This is a genomic window from Paraburkholderia sp. GAS333, assembly GCF_050435665.1.
GTDB lineage: Bacteria > Pseudomonadota > Gammaproteobacteria > Burkholderiales > Burkholderiaceae > Paraburkholderia > Paraburkholderia fungorum_A.
This window is the reverse complement of the sequence record NZ_JBNDKS010000003.1, coordinates 651,792-669,314: the sequence shown is the minus strand read 5'-3', so window position 1 is coordinate 669,314 and position 17,523 is coordinate 651,792. Positions and strand designations below refer to the sequence as shown.

The window sequence follows — 17,523 nt, the reverse complement described above, 5'->3', positions numbered from 1 at the left end:
TTTCATGCTGAGGCCGATCGTCACTGACGACCGGCCTCGCCTGCAATACATCGTCAGAACACCGCGCGGAACACCCAGTACAAGCCCGCAGCCAGCGCAATCGACACCGGCAGCGTCAGCACCCACGCCATGATCAGGCTGCGCACCGTGCCCCATTGCAGCCCGGAGCCGTTGGCCGCCATCGTGCCCGCCACGCCCGACGACAGCACGTGGGTCGTCGAGACCGGCAGACCGTACATGTCGGCGGCGCCGATCGTCAGCATCGCCACCACTTCGGCCGATGCCCCTTGCCCATACGTCAGATGCTGCTTGCCGATTTTCTCGCCGACTGTCACGACGATCCGCTTCCATCCGACCATCGTGCCGAGGCCGAGCGCAATCGCCACCGCCACCTTGACCCAGGTCGGGATGAACTTCGTCGCGTGATCCGTTTGCGCCTTGAAGTTGTTGATGATCTTCGCGTTTTCGGGCGAAAACGCCGGCTGTTGGGCCTTGTTCATCAGACGGATCGCTTCGGACGCCACGTACATGTTGTTGCGCACGTTATCGACGATGTTTTGCGGCACGGCGGCCATCGAGCCCGAGTCGCCGACCTGCTTGCCGATCAGCAGCGTCAGTTGCTGCAGCGCCGGCACCGTGGTCGGCGTCAGCTGATGCGTGCGCACGAACGTCTCGACTTCCGCACGCGGATTGGCAGGAGCCGCCACGCCTTGCGTGTAGTTGCCGAGCGCGGTGGCGGTTTGCTGCGCCACAGCCACGAAGTTCAGCGTTTCCGACGGCGTGACCGCCTTGTTCAGCGCGTACGCGGTCGGCACCGTGCCGATCAGGATCAGCATGATCAGGCCCATGCCTTTCTGGCCGTCGTTCGACCCGTGCGCGAACGACACGCCCGTGCAGGTCAGAATCAGCAGGCTGCGAATCCAGAACGGCGGCGGCTCCTTGCCCTTCGGCTCGGCATACAGCGCGGGAACCCGCACCACGGCCTTCAGGATCAGCAGCAGCAAACCGGCGGCAAGAAAGCCGACCAGCGGCGAAAACAGCAGCGATTTGCCGACGCCGAGCGCCTGGTTCCAGTCCACGCCGCTGGTGCCGTTGGTGCCGTGCATCAACTGGTTCATCAGACCCACGCCGATGATCGAGCCGATCAGCGTATGCGAACTCGACGACGGCAGGCCGAAGTACCACGTGCCGAGATTCCAGATGATCGCGGCGATCAGCAGCGCGAAGACCATCGCGAAACCGGCGCTGCTGCCCACTTGCAGGATCAGCTCGACCGGCAGCAGTTGCAGGATGCCGAACGCGACCGCGCCGCTCGACGTCAGCACGCCGAGGAAATTCCACGCGCCGGACCACACCACCGCGAGGTTTGGCGTGAGCGAATGGGTGTAGATCACGGTGGCGACCGCGTTGGCGGTGTCATGGAAACCGTTCACGAATTCGAAGCCGAGCGCAATCAGCAGCGCCACTCCGAGCAGCAGGTACGGCATGAACGAGGATTCGCGGACTGGCGCGAGATCGTCGAGCAAATGGACCGCGCAGTAAATAGCGCCCGCGAGGATGACTACGATGAAGACGAAGAGGCCGATATTGCGCCCTTTACCGCTTGCTGCGCCTGGCTGCGGGTACGAAAGTTCCGGCATGACGTGAGCCCCAAAGTTTGTCGCGGAACTTCCGATCCTGCGTGCGCCGTGTGTCGTAATGATGACAGCGAGGTGACACGCCGGGAGAGCCGCATCGCGCGGGGAGGGGCTTGCAGCAAGGCTTCGCGCCGATTCACCCGAGGAGTTTGCGGGTGGCGGATACGGGCGGGCGGCGGTCCGAAAAGCACTGGCTGGAGGCGCGCGTTTGGGGATAAGTCGATGCAGGCGAAACAGCATCTTTCGCACGCCGACGAACACCGACAAACGCGACCCATGCGTCGCAAACACCGGCAGGGTCCCTTTTTTGCTACCTTTCCTGAAAGGCCCATTCAAAGGAGGATCGATGAAGCGGGACAACGGGAAGGAGACAAAGCAGTCTGCCGTCAGCGAGCCCGACCAGCGGGACACCTCGGCGCAGGCGGCGTTCGTGTCGTATGCCGCGCCGCTCGTCGATCACGCGGTCGAGTTCGCCGGTGCGTTGCGCGGCGATCCATCGCCGGAAGCGCTGCACAAATTACGCGTTTCGCTGCGTCGCCTGCGGTCGCTGTGGTGGGCATTCGAGCCGCTGCTGGAAAAAAGCGAGGACCAGGCCGAAGCGTCGCGCGAACGGGCTGTCTACAAATTTCTGGCAACTGCAGCCGGCAAAACGCGCGATTGGGACATCCTGATCGAACTGCTCGAGAATGAAAAAAGCGGCGCTGGCGAACTCACGCCCCGGCTCCACGACGCGCGCGGCGCGGCGCTCGCCACGAGTCGCGAAACGCTGTCAAATGCCGACGTCAAACATTTGCTGCACGACGCGTTGTCGATTACCGCCAGAGAACTGAACACTTCGCACGATCGGGTGCTGCTGCGCAAATTCGCCGAAAGACGCGTGGCGGCTGCCGAGCGCTCGCTGAAAAAACGGATGAAGCGTGCGCGTGGCGCCAAACGGTCCAACTACATCGCCTTTCACAACGTCAGGAAAGCGGGCAAAAAAGTGCGCTATCTGCTCGAATTTTTCGAGCCGGTGTTGAAGGGCGCGCACAAACGCACGCTCAAGCGGCTGAAGCAGATCCAGAAACGCTTCGGTGCGCTGAACGATGTCGTCGCCAGCGAACAGTTGTTGCGTGACAATGCCACGTCGATTCCCGGCTCAGCCGATCCCAGCGCCGCGCTCGATTGGCTCAGGACGGAGCGCAAACGCCGCATACGCTCGGCGGCCCGGCTGCTGCACAAGCTTTGATAAAGGCGGAAAGATGGGCTGTGAAGGCGTGAGCGCTTTTGGGTCGCTGCGGGAAAGACGGTAGCCCTCGCGTTCGCACCTGCCCTCCGCCCACACGAAGCCCATACGAAGCCCGCGTGAAGCCGCGCGCAGGACCGTCCGGCAACGACATAAACCACGCATCCCCGGCACCCGGCGATGCACACCCATTGCGAAGGAGGCGACGCGCACGTGGTACATCAAACGCTTTCGCGGCGTCGCCGGTGGCGCAGGTTGCTGCGCAGAACTCGTGACAGCGTGACGCGAAATGTGGGCAATCATCCGATGGTTGCGGGCGTGGCCGGCACGTTGATCGCGACGGCGATGGCAGGACTGACGCTGCTTACCCTTCAGATGGGCCGCGCCGACGCGCTCGATCACGCGCGTCAGACTTCGCAGAATCTCGTCTCGATCATCTCCAGCGACCTCGCGCGCAACGTCGAAATCTACGACCTGTCATTGCAATCGATGGTGGACGGCGCGCGCGATCCAGTCGTCAACGCTTTGCCGGACGACCTGAGGCGCTCCGTGCTGTTCGACCGCGCGACCACCGCTGCCTATCTGGGCGGCGCATATGTGATCGGTCCGGCGGGCGAGGTGAGCGCATCGCAGAACGCCGACATCAATACCGCCGTTCGCCTCGCCGATCGCGATTACTTCCTGGCGCATCAGCGCAGCCCTGTCGTGGGGCTGTACTTCTCGCATCCATTCCACTCGCGACTGCGCGACGGAAAACTGTCGATCGGCCTGACGCGCCGTATCGACGATGCCAAAGGCGAATTTGCCGGCGTCGCGCTGCTCGCGATCCGCATCGAATACTTTCAGCATCTGCTGGAGCGGATCGACACCGGGCAACTTGGCGCGGTATTCATCGTGATGGACGACGGCACCCTGCTCGCACGCAAACCGCTGATCGGGCGCGATATCGGCTCGAGCATCGCGAAGTCGCCGACCTTCCAGATGATGGCCGCGCATGCCACCGGCTCGTACGTGGCGGTGTCGGCGGTGGACGGCGTGCGCCGCATGTACACGTATGCGCGCGTGCCGGGTACGCCGTGGATCGCGTCGGTCGCGCCCGCCGTGGACGAAGTGCTCGCGCCGTGGTGGCATCGCAGCCGGGTAGCGGGTCTGCTCACACTGACTCTCGGCGCGGCGTTCGTGATGGTGTCATGGGCGCTGGCGTTCGCTCTGCGCGACCGGCAGCGCGCGCAGGCGGCGCTGGTTCGCCTCGCCGCGACCGATCCGCTGACCGGTCTCAGCAATCGCCGGGTGCTCGACAACCGGCTCGACGAAGAGTGGCGGCGCGCGCGGCGCACGAAGCAGCCGCTGTCGGCGCTCTTCATCGACATCGATCACTTCAAGCAGTTCAACGATGCCTACGGTCACGCAGCGGGCGATGAAGCGCTGATCGCCGTGGCCGAATGCATTTCGGCGACCGTACGGCGTTCCGTCGACGTGGCCGCGCGCTACGGCGGCGAGGAATTCGCGGTTCTGTTGCCGGAGACCTCGGCGGAAGGCACGCTCGTCGTCGCGGAAAAAATCCGTCGCAAAGTGCAGGCGCAGACCGTCGTGCAAAGCGACCGCAAGACGGTTCCGGTGACGGTGAGTATCGGTTGCGCGACCTTTGTTCCGATTGACGGCGCCCACGCGCTCGATCTGCTGGCTGCCGCCGATCGTCAGCTCTATGCCGCTAAAGCAGCTGGCCGCAACCGGGTTTGCTCGGAGTTGCAGACGACCGCGCAGTCGGTCGAGCAGAACTCGTCGTCGTGAATGCGCGCTTTATTCGTGCTTCGTGGCCACCTGCACAGCGCGATGTTCGCGCGGTCTGCGAAATCAAGTGCTCTGGCTGCTGCGTGGCGCGAAGCCGCGCAAGGTGATCGCGCCTTGCGCATTGCCGCGAGTAGCGGGTGCGCGTTTGCCGGTGGTCACGTCGTCGGCGGGAGCGAGCGGTTCCACCGGAAAGCCGCGCCGCTGCCACGCATCGAGGCCGCCGCGTAGCGCGCGAATCCGCGTGTAGCCATTGCTGCGCATACGCTGCGTCAGTTCGACAGCGGTCGCGCTGTCCGGGCAGATGCAGTAAATCACCATGTCGTACGCACGCAGTGCACCGTCGATCTGCTCAGGTGAGTGCGGATCGAGCGCGAGCGCGCCGGGAATGCGCGACTGCGCGCCGGAGGCGGGTTCGTCGGGGCGGGCATCGAGTATCCGCGACGGCGCGACGCGCCGCCATCTGCCGCCGGCCGCCCGCGCCGCCGCTTCGGCCGACGCCGCATTGGCAAACAGGCGTCGCTCGCGGCGTCGCTGATACAGCCGGTAGACCAGAAAGGCGGCCGCGGAGATCACCAGAATGTCGAACACCGTGCCGCCGCGCGACGTGACGAACGCGAGCAGCATGTGCAGTTCCCGTTCCGCCGCCGCGCCGCCAAGCAGCCAGAACGTCGCCCACGCGACGGCCCCGCCGATATCCCAAAGCGCGTAGATGCGGATATCGACGGCGGTCGTGCCCATCAGCGGCGGGGTGATGAGGCCGAGCCCCGGCACGAACTTCGAAATCGACACGAGCGGCACGCCGAAGCGCTCGAATAGCGAGCGGGCGGTTTCGACTTTGGAATCGACGGCGGGAGACAGGCGGCCGAGCGCGGCCAGCAGCTTGCGGCCATAGAGACGACCGGCGGCGAACCACGCGCCGTCGCCGATAGCGGCGGCCAGCACGGCTGAGCCAAGCACCGGCCAGAACGACAGCGTGCCGGCTGCGATGGCCGAGCCGGCGAACAGCAGAACCGGGACGGCGGGGATCGGCACGCCGAGGCGCGTCAATAGCACGTTGACGAAGACGACCGCGCCGCCCCAGGTGACCACCGCCGAAGTCGGAATCTCTAGCAATTGAGACGCTCCTGTTATTGCGGTTGGGCGGGCTGGTTTCGTGGATGGCTCAACGGCACGCAAAGTGCGTTCCTGACGGCGCGAATCGGGCGCGTTTTCAGGCCGGCAGACGCTTTGTCTGGTGAGAATAACCGATGGATGAGGCGGTAGCGGGCGGCGGAGAGGCGGGAGTTCTGGAGGGGTTGGAGCTAAGACGTGATGTGTGTTGCTGGAAGGAGGGCGGTGGCGCATCTGGCGTGAGCACCAACGATGAACAACGCGGTTCAAGCGGCGGCCGGCGCAGCAAACCACCAGGCCGCCTCACTGCCGCCCCTCCCAACCTGTCAGGTATTCGCCACCGCCACCACGCCAGGATTACCCACGATCGACAGAAACTCGCGCCGTGTCGACGGATCGGTGCGGAACGTGCCCAGCATCCGCGACGTCACCATTGTGACGCCGGCCTTATGCACGCCACGCGTCGACATGCATTGGTGCGCGGCTTCGAGAATCACGCCGACGCCCGCCGGTTGCAGTACATCGTTCAACGTATCGGCGATCTGCACGGTCATCTTTTCCTGGATCTGCAGACGCTTGGCGAATGCATCGACCAGACGCGCCAGCTTCGAGATGCCGACCACCCGATGCTGCGGTAGATACGCCACATGCGCGCGCCCGATGATCGGCACCATGTGGTGCTCGCAATAGCTTTCGAAGCGGATATCTTTCAGCACGATCATTTCGTCGTAGCCGTCCACTTCGGAAAAGGTGCGGGCCAGAATCTCGCGCGGATCGACCTGATATCCCGCGTAGAACTCCTCGTACGAGCGCACGACGCGTGCGGGTGTATCGATCAGACCTTCGCGCGCCGGATCGTCGCCAGCCCAGCGCAACAGCACGCGCACGGCGGCTTCGGCTTCATCGCGGCTCGGACGCTCCGCTGCGGGTTGAGTTTTCTTCTTTGCCTTGCTGCTGGTCATGCGTCGCTCCTCTGGGATCGCGCGTCGACGCCGTACGGAGCGCGCGGGTTCAATGAGTGCGGCCATTGTTCCATGTTTTGCGGTCCATCGTGCCGATGTCCCTTGTTGCTGTCGGGGCGCTGATTCATCCCGGTCACTTCGGCCACTCGTCCATCGCGTCGTTGAACAGTTCGGCGACCACGCTGCGCAGCCAGCTCGCACGCGGATCGTTGTGAAACTTGCGATGCCAGTGCTGCCGCAGATCGAAACGCGGCAACGGCAGCGGCGGTTCGACCAGCATGATCGACGCATGCTCCGACACGTACGCGAAGCCGATGGCGTGCGGCACGGTCGCGAGCAGATCGGTGTGCGCGAGGATGAACGGCAGGCTCATGAAGTGCGGCGTTTCCAGCACCGCGCGACGCTTGATGCGCTTCTTCTCCAGATACTGTTCGAGGACTTCCTGGCTGCGTCCCTCGGAGCGTACGACGGCATGCCCCGCCGCCACATATTGCGCGAGCGTGAGCGGCGCTTTCGCGAGTGGATGCCCCGAGCGCATCAGGCAGATGAACCGGTGAGTGAACAGCCGTTGCTGAAAGAAGTTATTCCCCGCCAGATCGGGGAAGTAGCCGACCGCCAGATCGACATCGCCCGATTCGAGGCCGCGTTCCACCTGCAATGGCGACAGCGTCACCGAGCGCAGATTCGCGAATGGCGCGCGCTCGGAGAAAAGCTGCAGCAGACGCGGCAGGAAGACGATTTCGCCGACATCGGACAGCGCAATCGAAAACGTGTGGGTGCTGGTGGCCGGCTCGAAGTCCTGCACGTCGAGCATGCCTTTCTCGATACGCAGAAGCGCGTCGCGCGCGGCGGGCAGGATCGCGAGCGCACGTGGCGTCGGCTCCATGCCTTTCGACGTGCGCACGAATAGCGGGTCGTCGAAATATTCGCGCAAACGGCCCAGCGCGGTGCTCACGCGAGGCTGGCTGACGCCAAGCTGTTCGGCGGCGCGGCTGACATTGCGGGTGTCTTCCATCGCGACCAGATAGGGGATCAGATTCAGATCCAGTTGTGTCTCGGACATGCTTTATCGCCTGCGAAGCGGGGTGGGTCTATTTGTTATCCGCATAGAGGGTAGTCTAAAAATATGCCCGGAGGATAGTGGAGTTCAATTTTTCCTGGCCTGCAGGTGGCACCTTGCCGGGCTTTCGAAGCCTGTGCTTAACCCCGCCTCGCGCGCCTTGGCAATGCACGCAAGCCGCCATTTTTGCGCGCAAGAACCTATGATTAAGGGGATTTCCCTGCCTTGACAACCCGCCCGAAGGACAACCATAATCGCCTGAGCGTTCGCTAACCGAATCCATGTTCATATATCGAACAAATATTGAACCGGCCGGCAGCGGACAAACCGAAGGCGCCAGCTTGCATCTCCCACCGGCGAGCCGCCGCCAGCATTGGCCCGGAGACCGTCTCGTAGAAGCCCTGCCGGCCACGGCAGTCAGCCTCGCGGCACGCAGCGCCCCACAAGGAAATTCGACATGATCAACAAGATTTTCGAGTCACTTCAGTCGGCGGTTGCCGATGTCCAGGACGGCGCGACCGTCATGATCGGCGGCTTCGGCACGGCCGGCATGCCGTCGGAATTGATCGACGCGCTCATCGAGCAGGGTTCGCGCGATCTCACCATCGTCAACAACAATGCAGGCAACGGCGACATCGGCCTGGCTGCGCTGCTGAAAGCGAAGCGCGTGCGCAAGATCATCTGCTCGTTCCCCCGTCAGACCGATTCGTATGTGTTCGACGCGCTCTACCGCGCCGGCGAAATCGAGCTGGAACTCGTGCCGCAGGGCAACCTCGCAGAGCGTATCCGCGCAGCGGGCGCGGGCATCGGCGGCTTCTTCACGCCGACCGCTTACGGCACCAAGCTCGCCGAAGGCAAGGAAACCCGTTTGATCGACGGCAAGCATTACGTGCTGGAATCGCCGCTGCATGCGGACTTCGCCTTGATCAAGGCGTACAAGGGCGACCGCTGGGGCAACCTCGTGTATCGCAAGACGGCGCGCAATTTCGGCCCGATCATGGCGAGCGCGGCAAAAACCGCAATCGTGCAGGTGTCGCAAGTCGTGCCGCTCGGCGCGCTCGACCCGGAAAACATCGTGACGCCGGGCATTTTCGTGCAACGCGTGATCGAAGTGCCGCAAGCGGCTCACGCCCCGATGCCCAATCCTCACGACGCTGCCGCCTGAACCGGAGACCCGACATGAAAAAACTGACCCGCGATGAAATGGCCAAGCGCGTTGCACAGGACATCCCTGAAGGCGCTTATGTGAACCTCGGCATCGGCGTGCCGACGCTGGTGGCGAACCACCTCGCCGCCGACAAGGAAATCTTCCTGCACAGCGAAAACGGTCTGCTGGGCATGGGCCCGGCGCCCGCCAAAGGCGAGGAAGACGACGAACTGATCAACGCCGGCAAGCAGCACGTCACGTTGCTGACGGGCGGCGCGTACTTCCATCACTCGGATTCGTTCGCGATGATGCGCGGCGGCCACCTCGACTTCTGCGTGCTCGGCGCGTTCCAGGTGTCGGCGAAGGGCGATCTGGCGAACTGGCACACCGGCGCGCCCGACGCGATTCCGGCTGTGGGCGGCGCGATGGATCTGGCGATCGGCGCGAAGCAGGTCTACGTGATGATGGAACACCTGACCAAGCAGGGCGAAAGCAAGATCGCCGCTGAATGTTCGTATCCGGTGACGGGTGTGGCCTGCGTCGACCGTATCTATACGGACCTCGCGATGATCGACGTGACCGACAAGGGTCTGGTGGTGCGCGAGATTTTCTCGGACATCGATTTCGATGCGCTGCACAAGTTGACCGGCGTGCCTCTGATCGACGGTACGCAGGCGGCTCGCGCGGCTTAACGCGGCGCTCGGCGTCAATCGCCAGGGGCATTGCCGCACGTGGCGACGCGCAAGTTTCACCGTCACGCCAGCACGCATCGAGCTAAACCTCCTTCGTGCTGGCGTGTCAGCTTCAGCGACGGCGCCGCCGCGTTTGGCGCACAATACGTCGCTACTTCGCGCTCGCCGCGCCGTTCACGATTCGTGCGGTATGAGCGGTGTTTTGCGTCAGATGCCCGAGATTGATCGCGGGTATCTCGTCGCACACATCGGACCGCTCGCCGCGCGACTCCATCACTTCCGATTCTCTCGATCATCGACGTCAACATGCTCGACTCCAGTGCCCGTCTGACCGGCCTTCTCTGCGGCACACAGCCGATGAACGACATCTGGGCGCCGCGCGCGACGCTGCAACGGATGCTCGACGTCGAAGCCGCTCTCTCGCGCGCTTCGGCGGCGCACCAGGTCATTCCCGCTTCCGCCGTACCCGCGATCGAAGCCGCCTGCCACGCCGATCAACTCGACGCCGACGCGCTCGCACGTGACGCTGCGCTCGGCGGCAATCTCGCGATTCCGCTTGTCAAGCAACTCACCGCGCGCGTCAAGGCGGCCGACGCCGAAGCGTCGAAATACGTGCATTGGGGCGCGACGAGCCAGGACATCATCGACACGGCGACGGTGCTGCAACTGCGCGACACCTTCGACCTGCTCGACAGCGGTCTGCAAGCCACTTGCGACGCGGTCGCGACACTCGCCGCCGCCCATCGCGCGACGCCGATGATCGGCCGCACCTGGTTGCAACAGGCGCTGCCGATCACGCTCGGTCTGAAGTTCGCGCAATGGCTCGACGCGTTGCTGCGACATCGCGAGCGGCTCGATGCGCTGCGCGCTCGCGTGCTGGTGCTGCAGTTCGGCGGAGCGGCGGGCACGCTCGCGAGTCTGCGTGACGCCGCGCCGCAAGTCACGCAAGCGCTGGCGCGTGAACTCGGCCTGACCGTTCCCACGTTGCCGTGGCACACGCAGCGTGACCGCATGGCCGAAACCGCGTCGCTGTTCGGCATGCTGATCGGCACGCTCGGCAAGATCGCGCGCGATATCTCGCTGCAGATGCAAACCGAAATCGACGAACTCGCCGAGCCCGCCGCGGCAGGCAAGGGCGGTTCGTCGACGATGCCGCACAAGCGCAATCCGGTTGGCTGCGCCGCCGTGCTGACCGCCGCGACGCGCGCGCCGGGGCTGGTGGCCACGGTCTTCGCCGGGATGGTGCAGGAGCACGAACGCGCGCTCGGCGGCTGGCAGGCCGAGTGGGACGCATTGCCCGATCTCGCGCGTCTCGCGGGCGGCGCGCTCGCCAACATCGAGCAGATCGCGTCGGGCCTGAACGTGAACGTGCCGCGCCTCGCCGCCAATCTCGACATCACGCACGGGCTGATTCTCGGCGAAGCGGTGATGCTCGCGCTCGGCGACAGCATCGGCCGGCTCGACGCGCATCATCTGGTCGAGCGGGCGTCGAAGGCTGCGATTCGCGACGGCAAGACGCTTTTTGAAGTGCTCGCCGCCGACGCGGCCGTCACCGAACATCTTCCGCTCGAGCGCCTGAAGCAGTTGCTCGATCCCGCTCAATATGTCGGCCAGGCCCACGCTTATGTGGACGCCGCGCTGGCACTTCACACCGCGCGCATCGAGCGCGCCCATTCCAAGGAGTAACCGGCATGCCCTACGCCGCAGTCAACGGTACCGAGCTTCACTATCGAATCGACGGTGACCGTCACGGCAACGCACCGTGGATCGTGCTGTCGAATTCGCTCGGCAGCGATCTGTCCATGTGGACGCCGCAAGTCGCGGCGCTGTCGAAACATTTCCGCGTGCTGCGTTACGACACGCGCGGTCACGGTCATTCGGAAGCGCCGAAGGGGCCGTACACGATCGAACAACTGACCGGCGACGTGCTCGGCCTGATGGACACGCTGAAAATCGCCCGCGCGAATTTCTGCGGACTGTCGATGGGCGGCCTCACGGGCGTCGCATTGGCCGCGCGTCATGGCGATCGCTTCGAGCGCGTCGTGCTGTGCAACACGGCGGCGCGTATCGGTTCGCCGGAAGTGTGGGTGCCGCGCGCCGCGAAAGCCCGCAGCGAAGGGATGCTCGCACTGGCCGACGCGGTTCTGCCGCGCTGGTTCACCGCTGACTATTTCGAACGCGAGCCGGTGGTGTTGTCGATGATTCGCGACGTGTTCGTGCATACCGACAAGGAAGGCTATGCATCGAATTGCGACGCGATCGACGCCACCGACCTGCGCCCCGAAACGGCGGGGATCAAGGTGCCGGCGCTGGTGATCAGCGGCACGCACGATCTCGCCGCGACGCCCGCGCAAGGCCGCGAACTCGCGCAGTCGATTCCCGGCGCGCGCTATGTCGAACTGGACGCCTCGCATATTTCCAACATCGAGAAGACCGACGCTTTCAACAAGGCCGTGCTCGATTTCCTGACGGAGAAGAAATGAACGACGAAGACCGTTACGAAGCCGGAATGACCGTGCGTCGCGCGGTGCTCGGCAGCGCGCACGTCGACCGGTCGCTCGCGAACCGCACCGAATTGACCGACGAATTCCAGAACCTGATAACGCGTTACGCGTGGGGCGAAATCTGGACGCGCGAAGGGTTGCCGCGTCACACGCGCAGCCTGATCACCATTGCGATGATGGTCGCGCTCAACCGCAGCGAAGAACTCGCGCTGCATTTGCGTGCTGCAAAGAACAATGGCGTGACGCGCGAGCAGATCAAGGAAGTGCTGTTGCAAACCGCGATTTATGCCGGCGTGCCTGCGGCGAATTCGGCGTTTCACCTGGCCGACAAGCTGTTCCGTGAAGACGACGCTGCGGCGGCGAGCGCTGCGAAGCCGTAACGCGAACTGCCGGGTTGCTTTGAAAAAACGCGCGCCGGTAAAACGGTGCGCGTTTTTTTATACCGCGCCGTGGGCGCTTTCCTTCTGCTGTTCTCTATTGCCGGTTTGCGTCGGCGCTGCACTCGCAGCTACGGGCGTTTGCAAACGCACTGCGCGCAACACCGTGTCCTTGATGACATCGAGCCAATGCGCCAGCGCGGCTTTGTCCATTAACGGCTCGCCGAGAAAAGCCCCCAGCGTGTACTGATTGGCGTTATAGAAATAACCGAGCGACGCGATCATCAGATACACATCGCGCGCTTTCACGTCAGCGCGAAAGACGTGCAGCGCTTGCCCCGCGTCCAGCAACTTCTGCACGACCGAAATTGCGTAGCCCGAAATCTCCTTCAATTTGACGGACTTTTTCGCGTGCTTGCCCTGATGCAGATTCTCGCTCGACAGTAGCGTGACGAACTCGGGGTGATCGAGGTAATACTGCCAGACGAATTCGACCATCTGCTCCAGGCCATGCACAGGGTCGTTCAGATCGAGATTGAGTTTGCTTTCCGCTTCGTTGAATTGCGTGTAGATCGTTTCGAGTACTTCGACGAACAATTGCTCCTTGCTGCCGAAGTAGTAATAGATCATGCGGTCGTGCGAACGCGCGGCCTTCGAAATGCTTTCGACGCGTCCACTCGCATAGCCTTGCTTGGCGAAGACCTTGATGGCCGCTTTCAGAATCTTGGCGCGCGTATCCTGCGCCTGTTTCGCACGGATGCCGGTAGCACCCGGCTTGCGGGCGACGGTGGAACTCATGGCGGCCTCGAATTGCTTTGTTAGCGTCAGATTAAAACGACATGCGCGCCGGCCGGTCACGCACTAGCGCGTCTTCATCATACAGCCCGCATTGGCGCTTGCGGCAGGCGCTGCGCGATTCATCGCACAGGCGTAGATTGAAGCGCTGGCCGAACCGCGATTCATCTGGCGATGCCGCGTTGCACCATTACGTTGCACATCGGGAAACCCGTTGCACAGTCTATTTTGATCGGGTAGATTTAATTCAAGTTTGGTGTAGAAGATACTACATGAACGGTGAGTGACCGCAACATGAAAATAGAAAGGTCACGCGAAAGTGCCTTGAAATAAGGGCTATTCGTCAGCCGCTCAGGACCGCTTGTGATGTCGTCGCCTGTAATGTCGTATGGGAACCCCACCATGACAGAACACACGAAGGTCGATTTCGGTGCGGACAGTGTCGACGGCGAAACCGCGTCGACGCCTGGACCGACCGTGCTCGAAAAGGCGGCTCCGCGCAGCGAGCGGATGGCGTCGAACAAGATCGAATGCAATGCGTGTCCTGTGCTGTGCCAGATATCAGAGGGGCGCACCGGCGCGTGCGATCGTTATGCGAATGCGGAGGGGCGGCTGATTCGCGTCGATCCCGTGGTGTTTTTGTCGCGCGCGGCTTCTGCTGAAGCGGGCGCAAAGCCGACCGACACACTAGTCGAATTCGATGCTTCGTCCGAAGCGAAAGAGCAGGAATATGCCGCTGAACAGGGGCTATTCGTCACCGGCGTCGGTGCATCGTCTACCTATCCCGACTATAAGCCTGCACCTTTTATCGTCGCTTCGAAGCTCGACGATGTCGACATGATCACGGTCGTCACCGAGGGCATTTTCAGTTATTGCAGTTTCAAGGTGAAGATCGACACCGACCGCTTCCTCGGGCCGGAGCAATCGAACGTGCGCTGTCATGGCGAGATTGTTGGCCACGTCACCACTGCGGAATACGGCTCGCAGATGCTGAGCCTGGGCGGCGTGCATCACCTCACGGGCGGCAGCAAGAAAGAAGGCCGCGTGACCTGCGACATGATGCTCGCGCTCGGCAATAAGGAGCCGGTGGAGTTGAGCATCGACGGCGGCGCAAGCCTCGTGATTCGCGCGGGCGCCGCACCGGTTGTCGACGGGGTGGAAGAGCAGCGCATGCGTGTGGGTTGCGGTTCCGCGACCATCGGCATCTTCGCGAAGCAATGGTTCGGTCATGCCGACGAAGTGGTCGTCGTCGACGATCACATTACCGGCGTGCTCACCGAACACCAGGCGGGCCGATGCCTCGGCATGACGCGTTCGGGTCTGAAAATTCGCGGACGTAAATCGACGCCCGGCCGCTATTTTCAGGTGGCGAATCCGGGCACCGGTTGGGGCGGCACCGACATTCAGGACCCGCTCGCGATTGTCGAAGGTTTCGATCCTGGCGTCGCAAAACCGGGCATGCGTTTGCTGATGGTGTCGACCACCGGCGAGCACGCGCAATGGTATGAGCTGGATCAGGATCTCGTGCCGCGTATTGCCGAGATGCCTGACGCGGTGCGTCGAACGGTCGAGCGGATTGGTGAGAACTGTGAGCCTTCACTGGCTACCGTGCTGTTTCTCGGCGGCGCGGGCGGCAGTCTGCGGGCCGGCGCCACGGAGAACCCCGTGCTGCTCACGCGCGCGATCAAACAGAAGCTGGTCAACGTCACGTGCGGTGGTGCGCCGGCTTATGTGTGGCCGGGCGGCGGCATTACGGTCATGGTCGATGTGTCGCGTATGCCCGATCGTTCGTTCGGCACGGTGCCGACGCCCGCGATTGTCGCGCCGATCGAATTCACCATGACGTATGACGCGTATCGCGATCTCGGTGGTCATCTCGACGCGGTGCGCTCGCTGGAAAGCGTGCTGGCAAATGGGCCGGAACATACGGAAGGGGCGCCGCTCGCGCGTCGAACCTTGGCGCGTAATCCAGACAATCCGTGGCCGCCTTCGATGCCGCCAATGCTCGGCTAACCGCTTCCCGGATCAACACAAAACGTCATGAACCCCACCCGCACCCGACTCGATGCAAGCCGTTGGCACTGGCAACACGGGCCGATCGATCTGATTCTTAGCGCGGACGGCGAGCCTGCCGCATTGCAGGCCGCGTATGACGCCTGCTGGGTGCGTTTCACCGAAGTGTTGCCCGAACTGGTCGGCGAGTTGAAGCTGTTGCGGCAGCCTGTACAAATGGAAACCGCATTGAAAGGTCCGATTGCGCGACGCATGTGGTCCGCGTGCCATCCGCACCGTGCGCGCTACATCACACCAATGGCAGCAGTCGCAGGCAGTGTCGCCGATGAACTGATCGCGGCTTTCAATCGTAAAGGCATCGAGCGCGCTTACATCAACAACGGCGGCGATATTGCGCTGTATCTGGCGGAAGGGCGGCAATACCGCATTGGCGTATTCGCCGATCTGGCGCAGTACGCCGGCAAACGCGCGGCCGACGAAAACCTCGCGCTCGACGCCAACTTCACGCTCGACGCCAGTCGCCCCATTCGCGGCGTTGCGACCAGCGGCTGGCGCGGCCGAAGTTTCAGCCTTGGCATTGCTGACAGCGTGACCGTGCTAGCACCCACGGCTGCCATCGCCGACGCCGCCGCGACGATCATCGCCAACGCGGTCGATCTGGACCACGCGGCAATCGTGCGCCGTCCGGCGTCGTCGCTGAAAGACGATAGCGATCTCGGCGACCTGCCCGTCACCGTCGACGTCCCATCTTTACCGCAACCGCTCGTCGATTTCGCATTGTCTCGCGGCGCACAGGCCGCGCAGCATCTGCGGGAAATTGGCTTGATAGAATGCGCCGCGTTGTTCCTGCAAGGGCGGGTTCGCGTCGTCGGCATGGATCGCAATGGCGCGTTGCCAACACCTCGCGCCGATACAACAACGGAGGCAACGTGTTCGAAATACGCCGCGTGCTGACGCACGTCGAAGATATCTTTCATGAGTTCGGTCCCCCGCCCGCGCAACCATTGAGACGCGGTGCAATCGCCGCGGTGATGACGAACCCGTTCGCTGGCCGCTACGAAGCGAAAATCGAACCCGCGATGGAAGCGCTGAAGCCCATCGGCTTCGACATGGCGCAGCGGCTGCTGGCGGCGATGAACGTGCCGCATGCATCGATTGAAAGTTACGGCAAGGGCGCGATTATCGGCTCGCGCGGCGAACTCGAACACGGCGCGTTATGGCACGTGCCCGGCGGGTACGCGATGCGCGAGTTGCTCGAGAAAAACGGCGTGCCGACCAACGCCATCGTACCGTCGACGAAGAAGGTCGGCGCACCGTCCACCGCGCTCGACGTGCCGCTCACGCACGTGAACGCGAGCTACGTACGCAGTCATTTCGACGCGATCGAAGTGCGCGTGCCAGGCGCGCCCGCCGCCGATGAACTCGTGTACATCCTCGTGATGAGTACGGGGCAGCGAGTGCATGCGCGCGTCGGCGGGCTGGCGAAAGAAGCGATTGTCGGCAAGGACGGCTTGCGCTGACACGTTGGCGTGGAAACTCGGAACGAGCATCGAAACCCGGAGAGTGAAATGGCAATCAAGCTTCGCAAGCTGATCGTGCAGGTGGATGAAACGCGCATTGAAATGGGGCAGACTATCGATCCGCCGACCCGTCGCGCGGTGGCGATTGCGGTAATCGACAATCCGTATGCGGGCCGCTATGAAGCGAAGCTCGACGCACTGATCGAAGCCGGTGAAGAATTAGGCGCGTTGCTCGGCAACAAATGCGTCGAAGCGCTCGGCATCGAGCCAGGCGACGCGCAAAGTTACGGCAAGGCGGCGATTGTCGGCGAGGCGGGCGAACTGGAACACGCCGCCGCGATCCTGCATCCGAAGCTGGGTGCGCCGTTGCGGGTCGCGGTTGAAAAGGGCGCGGCGCTGGTGCCGTCGGCGAAAAAAATGGGTACGCTCGGCACCGCGATCGACGTGCCGCTCGGTCATAAAGATGCCGCCTTCGTGCGCAGTCACTTCGACGCAATCGAAGCACGCGTTGCCGACGCGCCGCGTGCGAATGAAATTGTCGTGGCGGTGGCCGTGACGGCTTCGGGCCGACCGTTGCCGCGTATCGGCGGCTTGCAGGTGAGCGAGATCAAGGGCGAAGACGGTTTGCGCTGAATCGCCCGGCTGTTTGCGTTTGCAGGCCCGTTGAATCCAGTCCCAAACCGGACAGGC

Annotated in this window: 16 protein-coding genes; 11 read left to right on the top strand and 5 right to left on the bottom strand. The window is 63.3% G+C overall.

Annotation, left to right across the window (positions count from 1 at the left end; all coding sequences use genetic code 11):
* Window positions 1–53: 53 nt before the first annotated feature.
* Window positions 54–1,640 carry an inorganic phosphate transporter gene (locus tag ABH945_RS18700; RefSeq protein ID WP_074770244.1) on the bottom strand — a complete coding sequence of 529 codons (1,587 nt, stop codon included), beginning with the start codon at window positions 1,638–1,640 and terminating at the stop codon, window positions 54–56.
* Window positions 1,641–1,983: 343 nt separating this feature from the next.
* Here ABH945_RS18700 and ABH945_RS18695 point away from each other — a divergent pair, with 343 nt between their 5' ends.
* Window positions 1,984–2,865: a CHAD domain-containing protein gene (locus ABH945_RS18695; RefSeq protein WP_429251497.1), complete on the top strand. Its 882-nt coding sequence runs from the start codon at window positions 1,984–1,986 to the stop codon at window positions 2,863–2,865.
* Window positions 2,866–3,075: 210 nt separating this feature from the next.
* Window positions 3,076–4,653: a sensor domain-containing diguanylate cyclase gene (locus ABH945_RS18690; protein ID WP_429251496.1), complete on the top strand. Its 1,578-nt coding sequence runs from the start codon at window positions 3,076–3,078 to the stop codon at window positions 4,651–4,653.
* A 63-nt stretch (window positions 4,654–4,716) separates the two neighbouring features.
* On the opposite strand, the gene ABH945_RS18685 is transcribed toward ABH945_RS18690, so the two are convergent.
* The 3 genes from ABH945_RS18685 to ABH945_RS18675 form a co-directional block, all read right to left on the bottom strand.
* A complete protein-coding gene (locus ABH945_RS18685) occupies window positions 4,717–5,766 on the bottom strand; it encodes a VTT domain-containing protein (RefSeq protein WP_074770240.1) in 1,050 nt (349 codons plus the stop codon).
* A gap of 323 nt (window positions 5,767–6,089) precedes the next feature.
* The gene (gene folE, locus ABH945_RS18680) at window positions 6,090–6,725 is read right to left on the bottom strand and encodes a GTP cyclohydrolase I FolE (protein WP_074770238.1); all 636 of its coding nucleotides are present in this window, start codon (window positions 6,723–6,725) and stop codon (window positions 6,090–6,092) included.
* Between the two features lie 133 nt (window positions 6,726–6,858).
* Window positions 6,859–7,788: a LysR family transcriptional regulator gene (locus tag ABH945_RS18675; RefSeq protein WP_429251495.1), complete on the bottom strand. Its 930-nt coding sequence runs from the start codon at window positions 7,786–7,788 to the stop codon at window positions 6,859–6,861.
* 454 nt (window positions 7,789–8,242) lie between these two features.
* Between ABH945_RS18675 and ABH945_RS18670 the strand changes: the two genes are divergently transcribed.
* The 5 genes from ABH945_RS18670 (at window position 8,243) to pcaC (ending at window position 12,508) form a co-directional block, all read left to right on the top strand.
* Window positions 8,243–8,950, top strand: coding sequence for a 3-oxoacid CoA-transferase subunit A (locus tag ABH945_RS18670; RefSeq protein ID WP_074770234.1), 708 nt, complete (start codon window positions 8,243–8,245; stop codon window positions 8,948–8,950).
* Between the two features lie 14 nt (window positions 8,951–8,964).
* Window positions 8,965–9,624, top strand: a complete 660-nt coding sequence (locus ABH945_RS18665; protein ID WP_074770232.1) for a 3-oxoacid CoA-transferase subunit B — start codon at window positions 8,965–8,967, stop codon at window positions 9,622–9,624.
* A gap of 306 nt (window positions 9,625–9,930) precedes the next feature.
* Entirely contained in the window at window positions 9,931–11,310 is a 1,380-nt protein-coding gene (locus ABH945_RS18660) for a 3-carboxy-cis,cis-muconate cycloisomerase (RefSeq protein WP_429251494.1), read from the top strand.
* A gap of 5 nt (window positions 11,311–11,315) precedes the next feature.
* Window positions 11,316–12,107, top strand: a complete 792-nt coding sequence (gene pcaD, locus ABH945_RS18655) for a 3-oxoadipate enol-lactonase (protein ID WP_429251493.1) — start codon at window positions 11,316–11,318, stop codon at window positions 12,105–12,107.
* Window positions 12,104–12,508, top strand: coding sequence for a 4-carboxymuconolactone decarboxylase (gene pcaC / locus ABH945_RS18650; RefSeq protein ID WP_074770226.1), 405 nt, complete (start codon window positions 12,104–12,106; stop codon window positions 12,506–12,508). Before pcaD ends, pcaC begins: the two co-directional genes overlap by 4 nt.
* 57 nt (window positions 12,509–12,565) lie before the next feature.
* Here pcaC and ABH945_RS18645 read toward each other — a convergent pair whose 3' ends face one another.
* The gene (locus ABH945_RS18645; protein ID WP_429251492.1) at window positions 12,566–13,303 is read right to left on the bottom strand and encodes a TetR/AcrR family transcriptional regulator; all 738 of its coding nucleotides are present in this window, start codon (window positions 13,301–13,303) and stop codon (window positions 12,566–12,568) included.
* 399 nt (window positions 13,304–13,702) lie between these two features.
* Between ABH945_RS18645 and ABH945_RS18640 the strand changes: the two genes are divergently transcribed.
* The 4 genes from ABH945_RS18640 to ABH945_RS18625 are packed head-to-tail and all read left to right on the top strand — an operon-like array spanning window position 13,703 to window position 17,466.
* A complete protein-coding gene (locus tag ABH945_RS18640) occupies window positions 13,703–15,313 on the top strand; it encodes a 6-hydroxynicotinate reductase (protein WP_074770222.1) in 1,611 nt (536 codons plus the stop codon).
* A 27-nt stretch (window positions 15,314–15,340) separates the two neighbouring features.
* Window positions 15,341–16,267, top strand: coding sequence for a UPF0280 family protein (locus ABH945_RS18635; protein ID WP_429251491.1), 927 nt, complete (start codon window positions 15,341–15,343; stop codon window positions 16,265–16,267).
* Entirely contained in the window at window positions 16,243–16,833 is a 591-nt protein-coding gene (locus ABH945_RS18630) for an amino acid synthesis family protein (protein ID WP_074770218.1), read from the top strand. Before ABH945_RS18635 ends, ABH945_RS18630 begins: the two co-directional genes overlap by 25 nt.
* A gap of 48 nt (window positions 16,834–16,881) precedes the next feature.
* Window positions 16,882–17,466 carry an amino acid synthesis family protein gene (locus tag ABH945_RS18625; protein ID WP_074770216.1) on the top strand — a complete coding sequence of 195 codons (585 nt, stop codon included), beginning with the start codon at window positions 16,882–16,884 and terminating at the stop codon, window positions 17,464–17,466.
* Window positions 17,467–17,523 lie beyond the last annotated feature (57 nt).

What these genes read in the sequence shown, in the direction of transcription:
- ABH945_RS18700 (WP_074770244.1), bottom strand. Translation starts at nt 1,640, where the DNA reads ATGCCGGAACTTTCGTACCCGCAGCCAGGCGCAGCAAGCGGTAAAGGG.
- ABH945_RS18695 (WP_429251497.1), top strand. Translation starts at nt 1,984, where the DNA reads ATGAAGCGGGACAACGGGAAGGAGACAAAGCAGTCTGCCGTCAGCGAG.
- folE (WP_074770238.1), bottom strand. Translation starts at nt 6,725, where the DNA reads ATGACCAGCAGCAAGGCAAAGAAGAAAACTCAACCCGCAGCGGAGCGT.
- ABH945_RS18675 (WP_429251495.1), bottom strand. Translation starts at nt 7,788, where the DNA reads ATGTCCGAGACACAACTGGATCTGAATCTGATCCCCTATCTGGTCGCG.
- ABH945_RS18670 (WP_074770234.1), top strand. Translation starts at nt 8,243, where the DNA reads ATGATCAACAAGATTTTCGAGTCACTTCAGTCGGCGGTTGCCGATGTC.
- ABH945_RS18665 (WP_074770232.1), top strand. Translation starts at nt 8,965, where the DNA reads ATGAAAAAACTGACCCGCGATGAAATGGCCAAGCGCGTTGCACAGGAC.
- ABH945_RS18660 (WP_429251494.1), top strand. Translation starts at nt 9,931, where the DNA reads ATGCTCGACTCCAGTGCCCGTCTGACCGGCCTTCTCTGCGGCACACAG.
- pcaD (WP_429251493.1), top strand. Translation starts at nt 11,316, where the DNA reads ATGCCCTACGCCGCAGTCAACGGTACCGAGCTTCACTATCGAATCGAC.
- pcaC (WP_074770226.1), top strand. Translation starts at nt 12,104, where the DNA reads ATGAACGACGAAGACCGTTACGAAGCCGGAATGACCGTGCGTCGCGCG.
- ABH945_RS18645 (WP_429251492.1), bottom strand. Translation starts at nt 13,303, where the DNA reads ATGAGTTCCACCGTCGCCCGCAAGCCGGGTGCTACCGGCATCCGTGCG.
- ABH945_RS18640 (WP_074770222.1), top strand. Translation starts at nt 13,703, where the DNA reads ATGACAGAACACACGAAGGTCGATTTCGGTGCGGACAGTGTCGACGGC.
- ABH945_RS18635 (WP_429251491.1), top strand. Translation starts at nt 15,341, where the DNA reads ATGAACCCCACCCGCACCCGACTCGATGCAAGCCGTTGGCACTGGCAA.
- ABH945_RS18625 (WP_074770216.1), top strand. Translation starts at nt 16,882, where the DNA reads ATGGCAATCAAGCTTCGCAAGCTGATCGTGCAGGTGGATGAAACGCGC.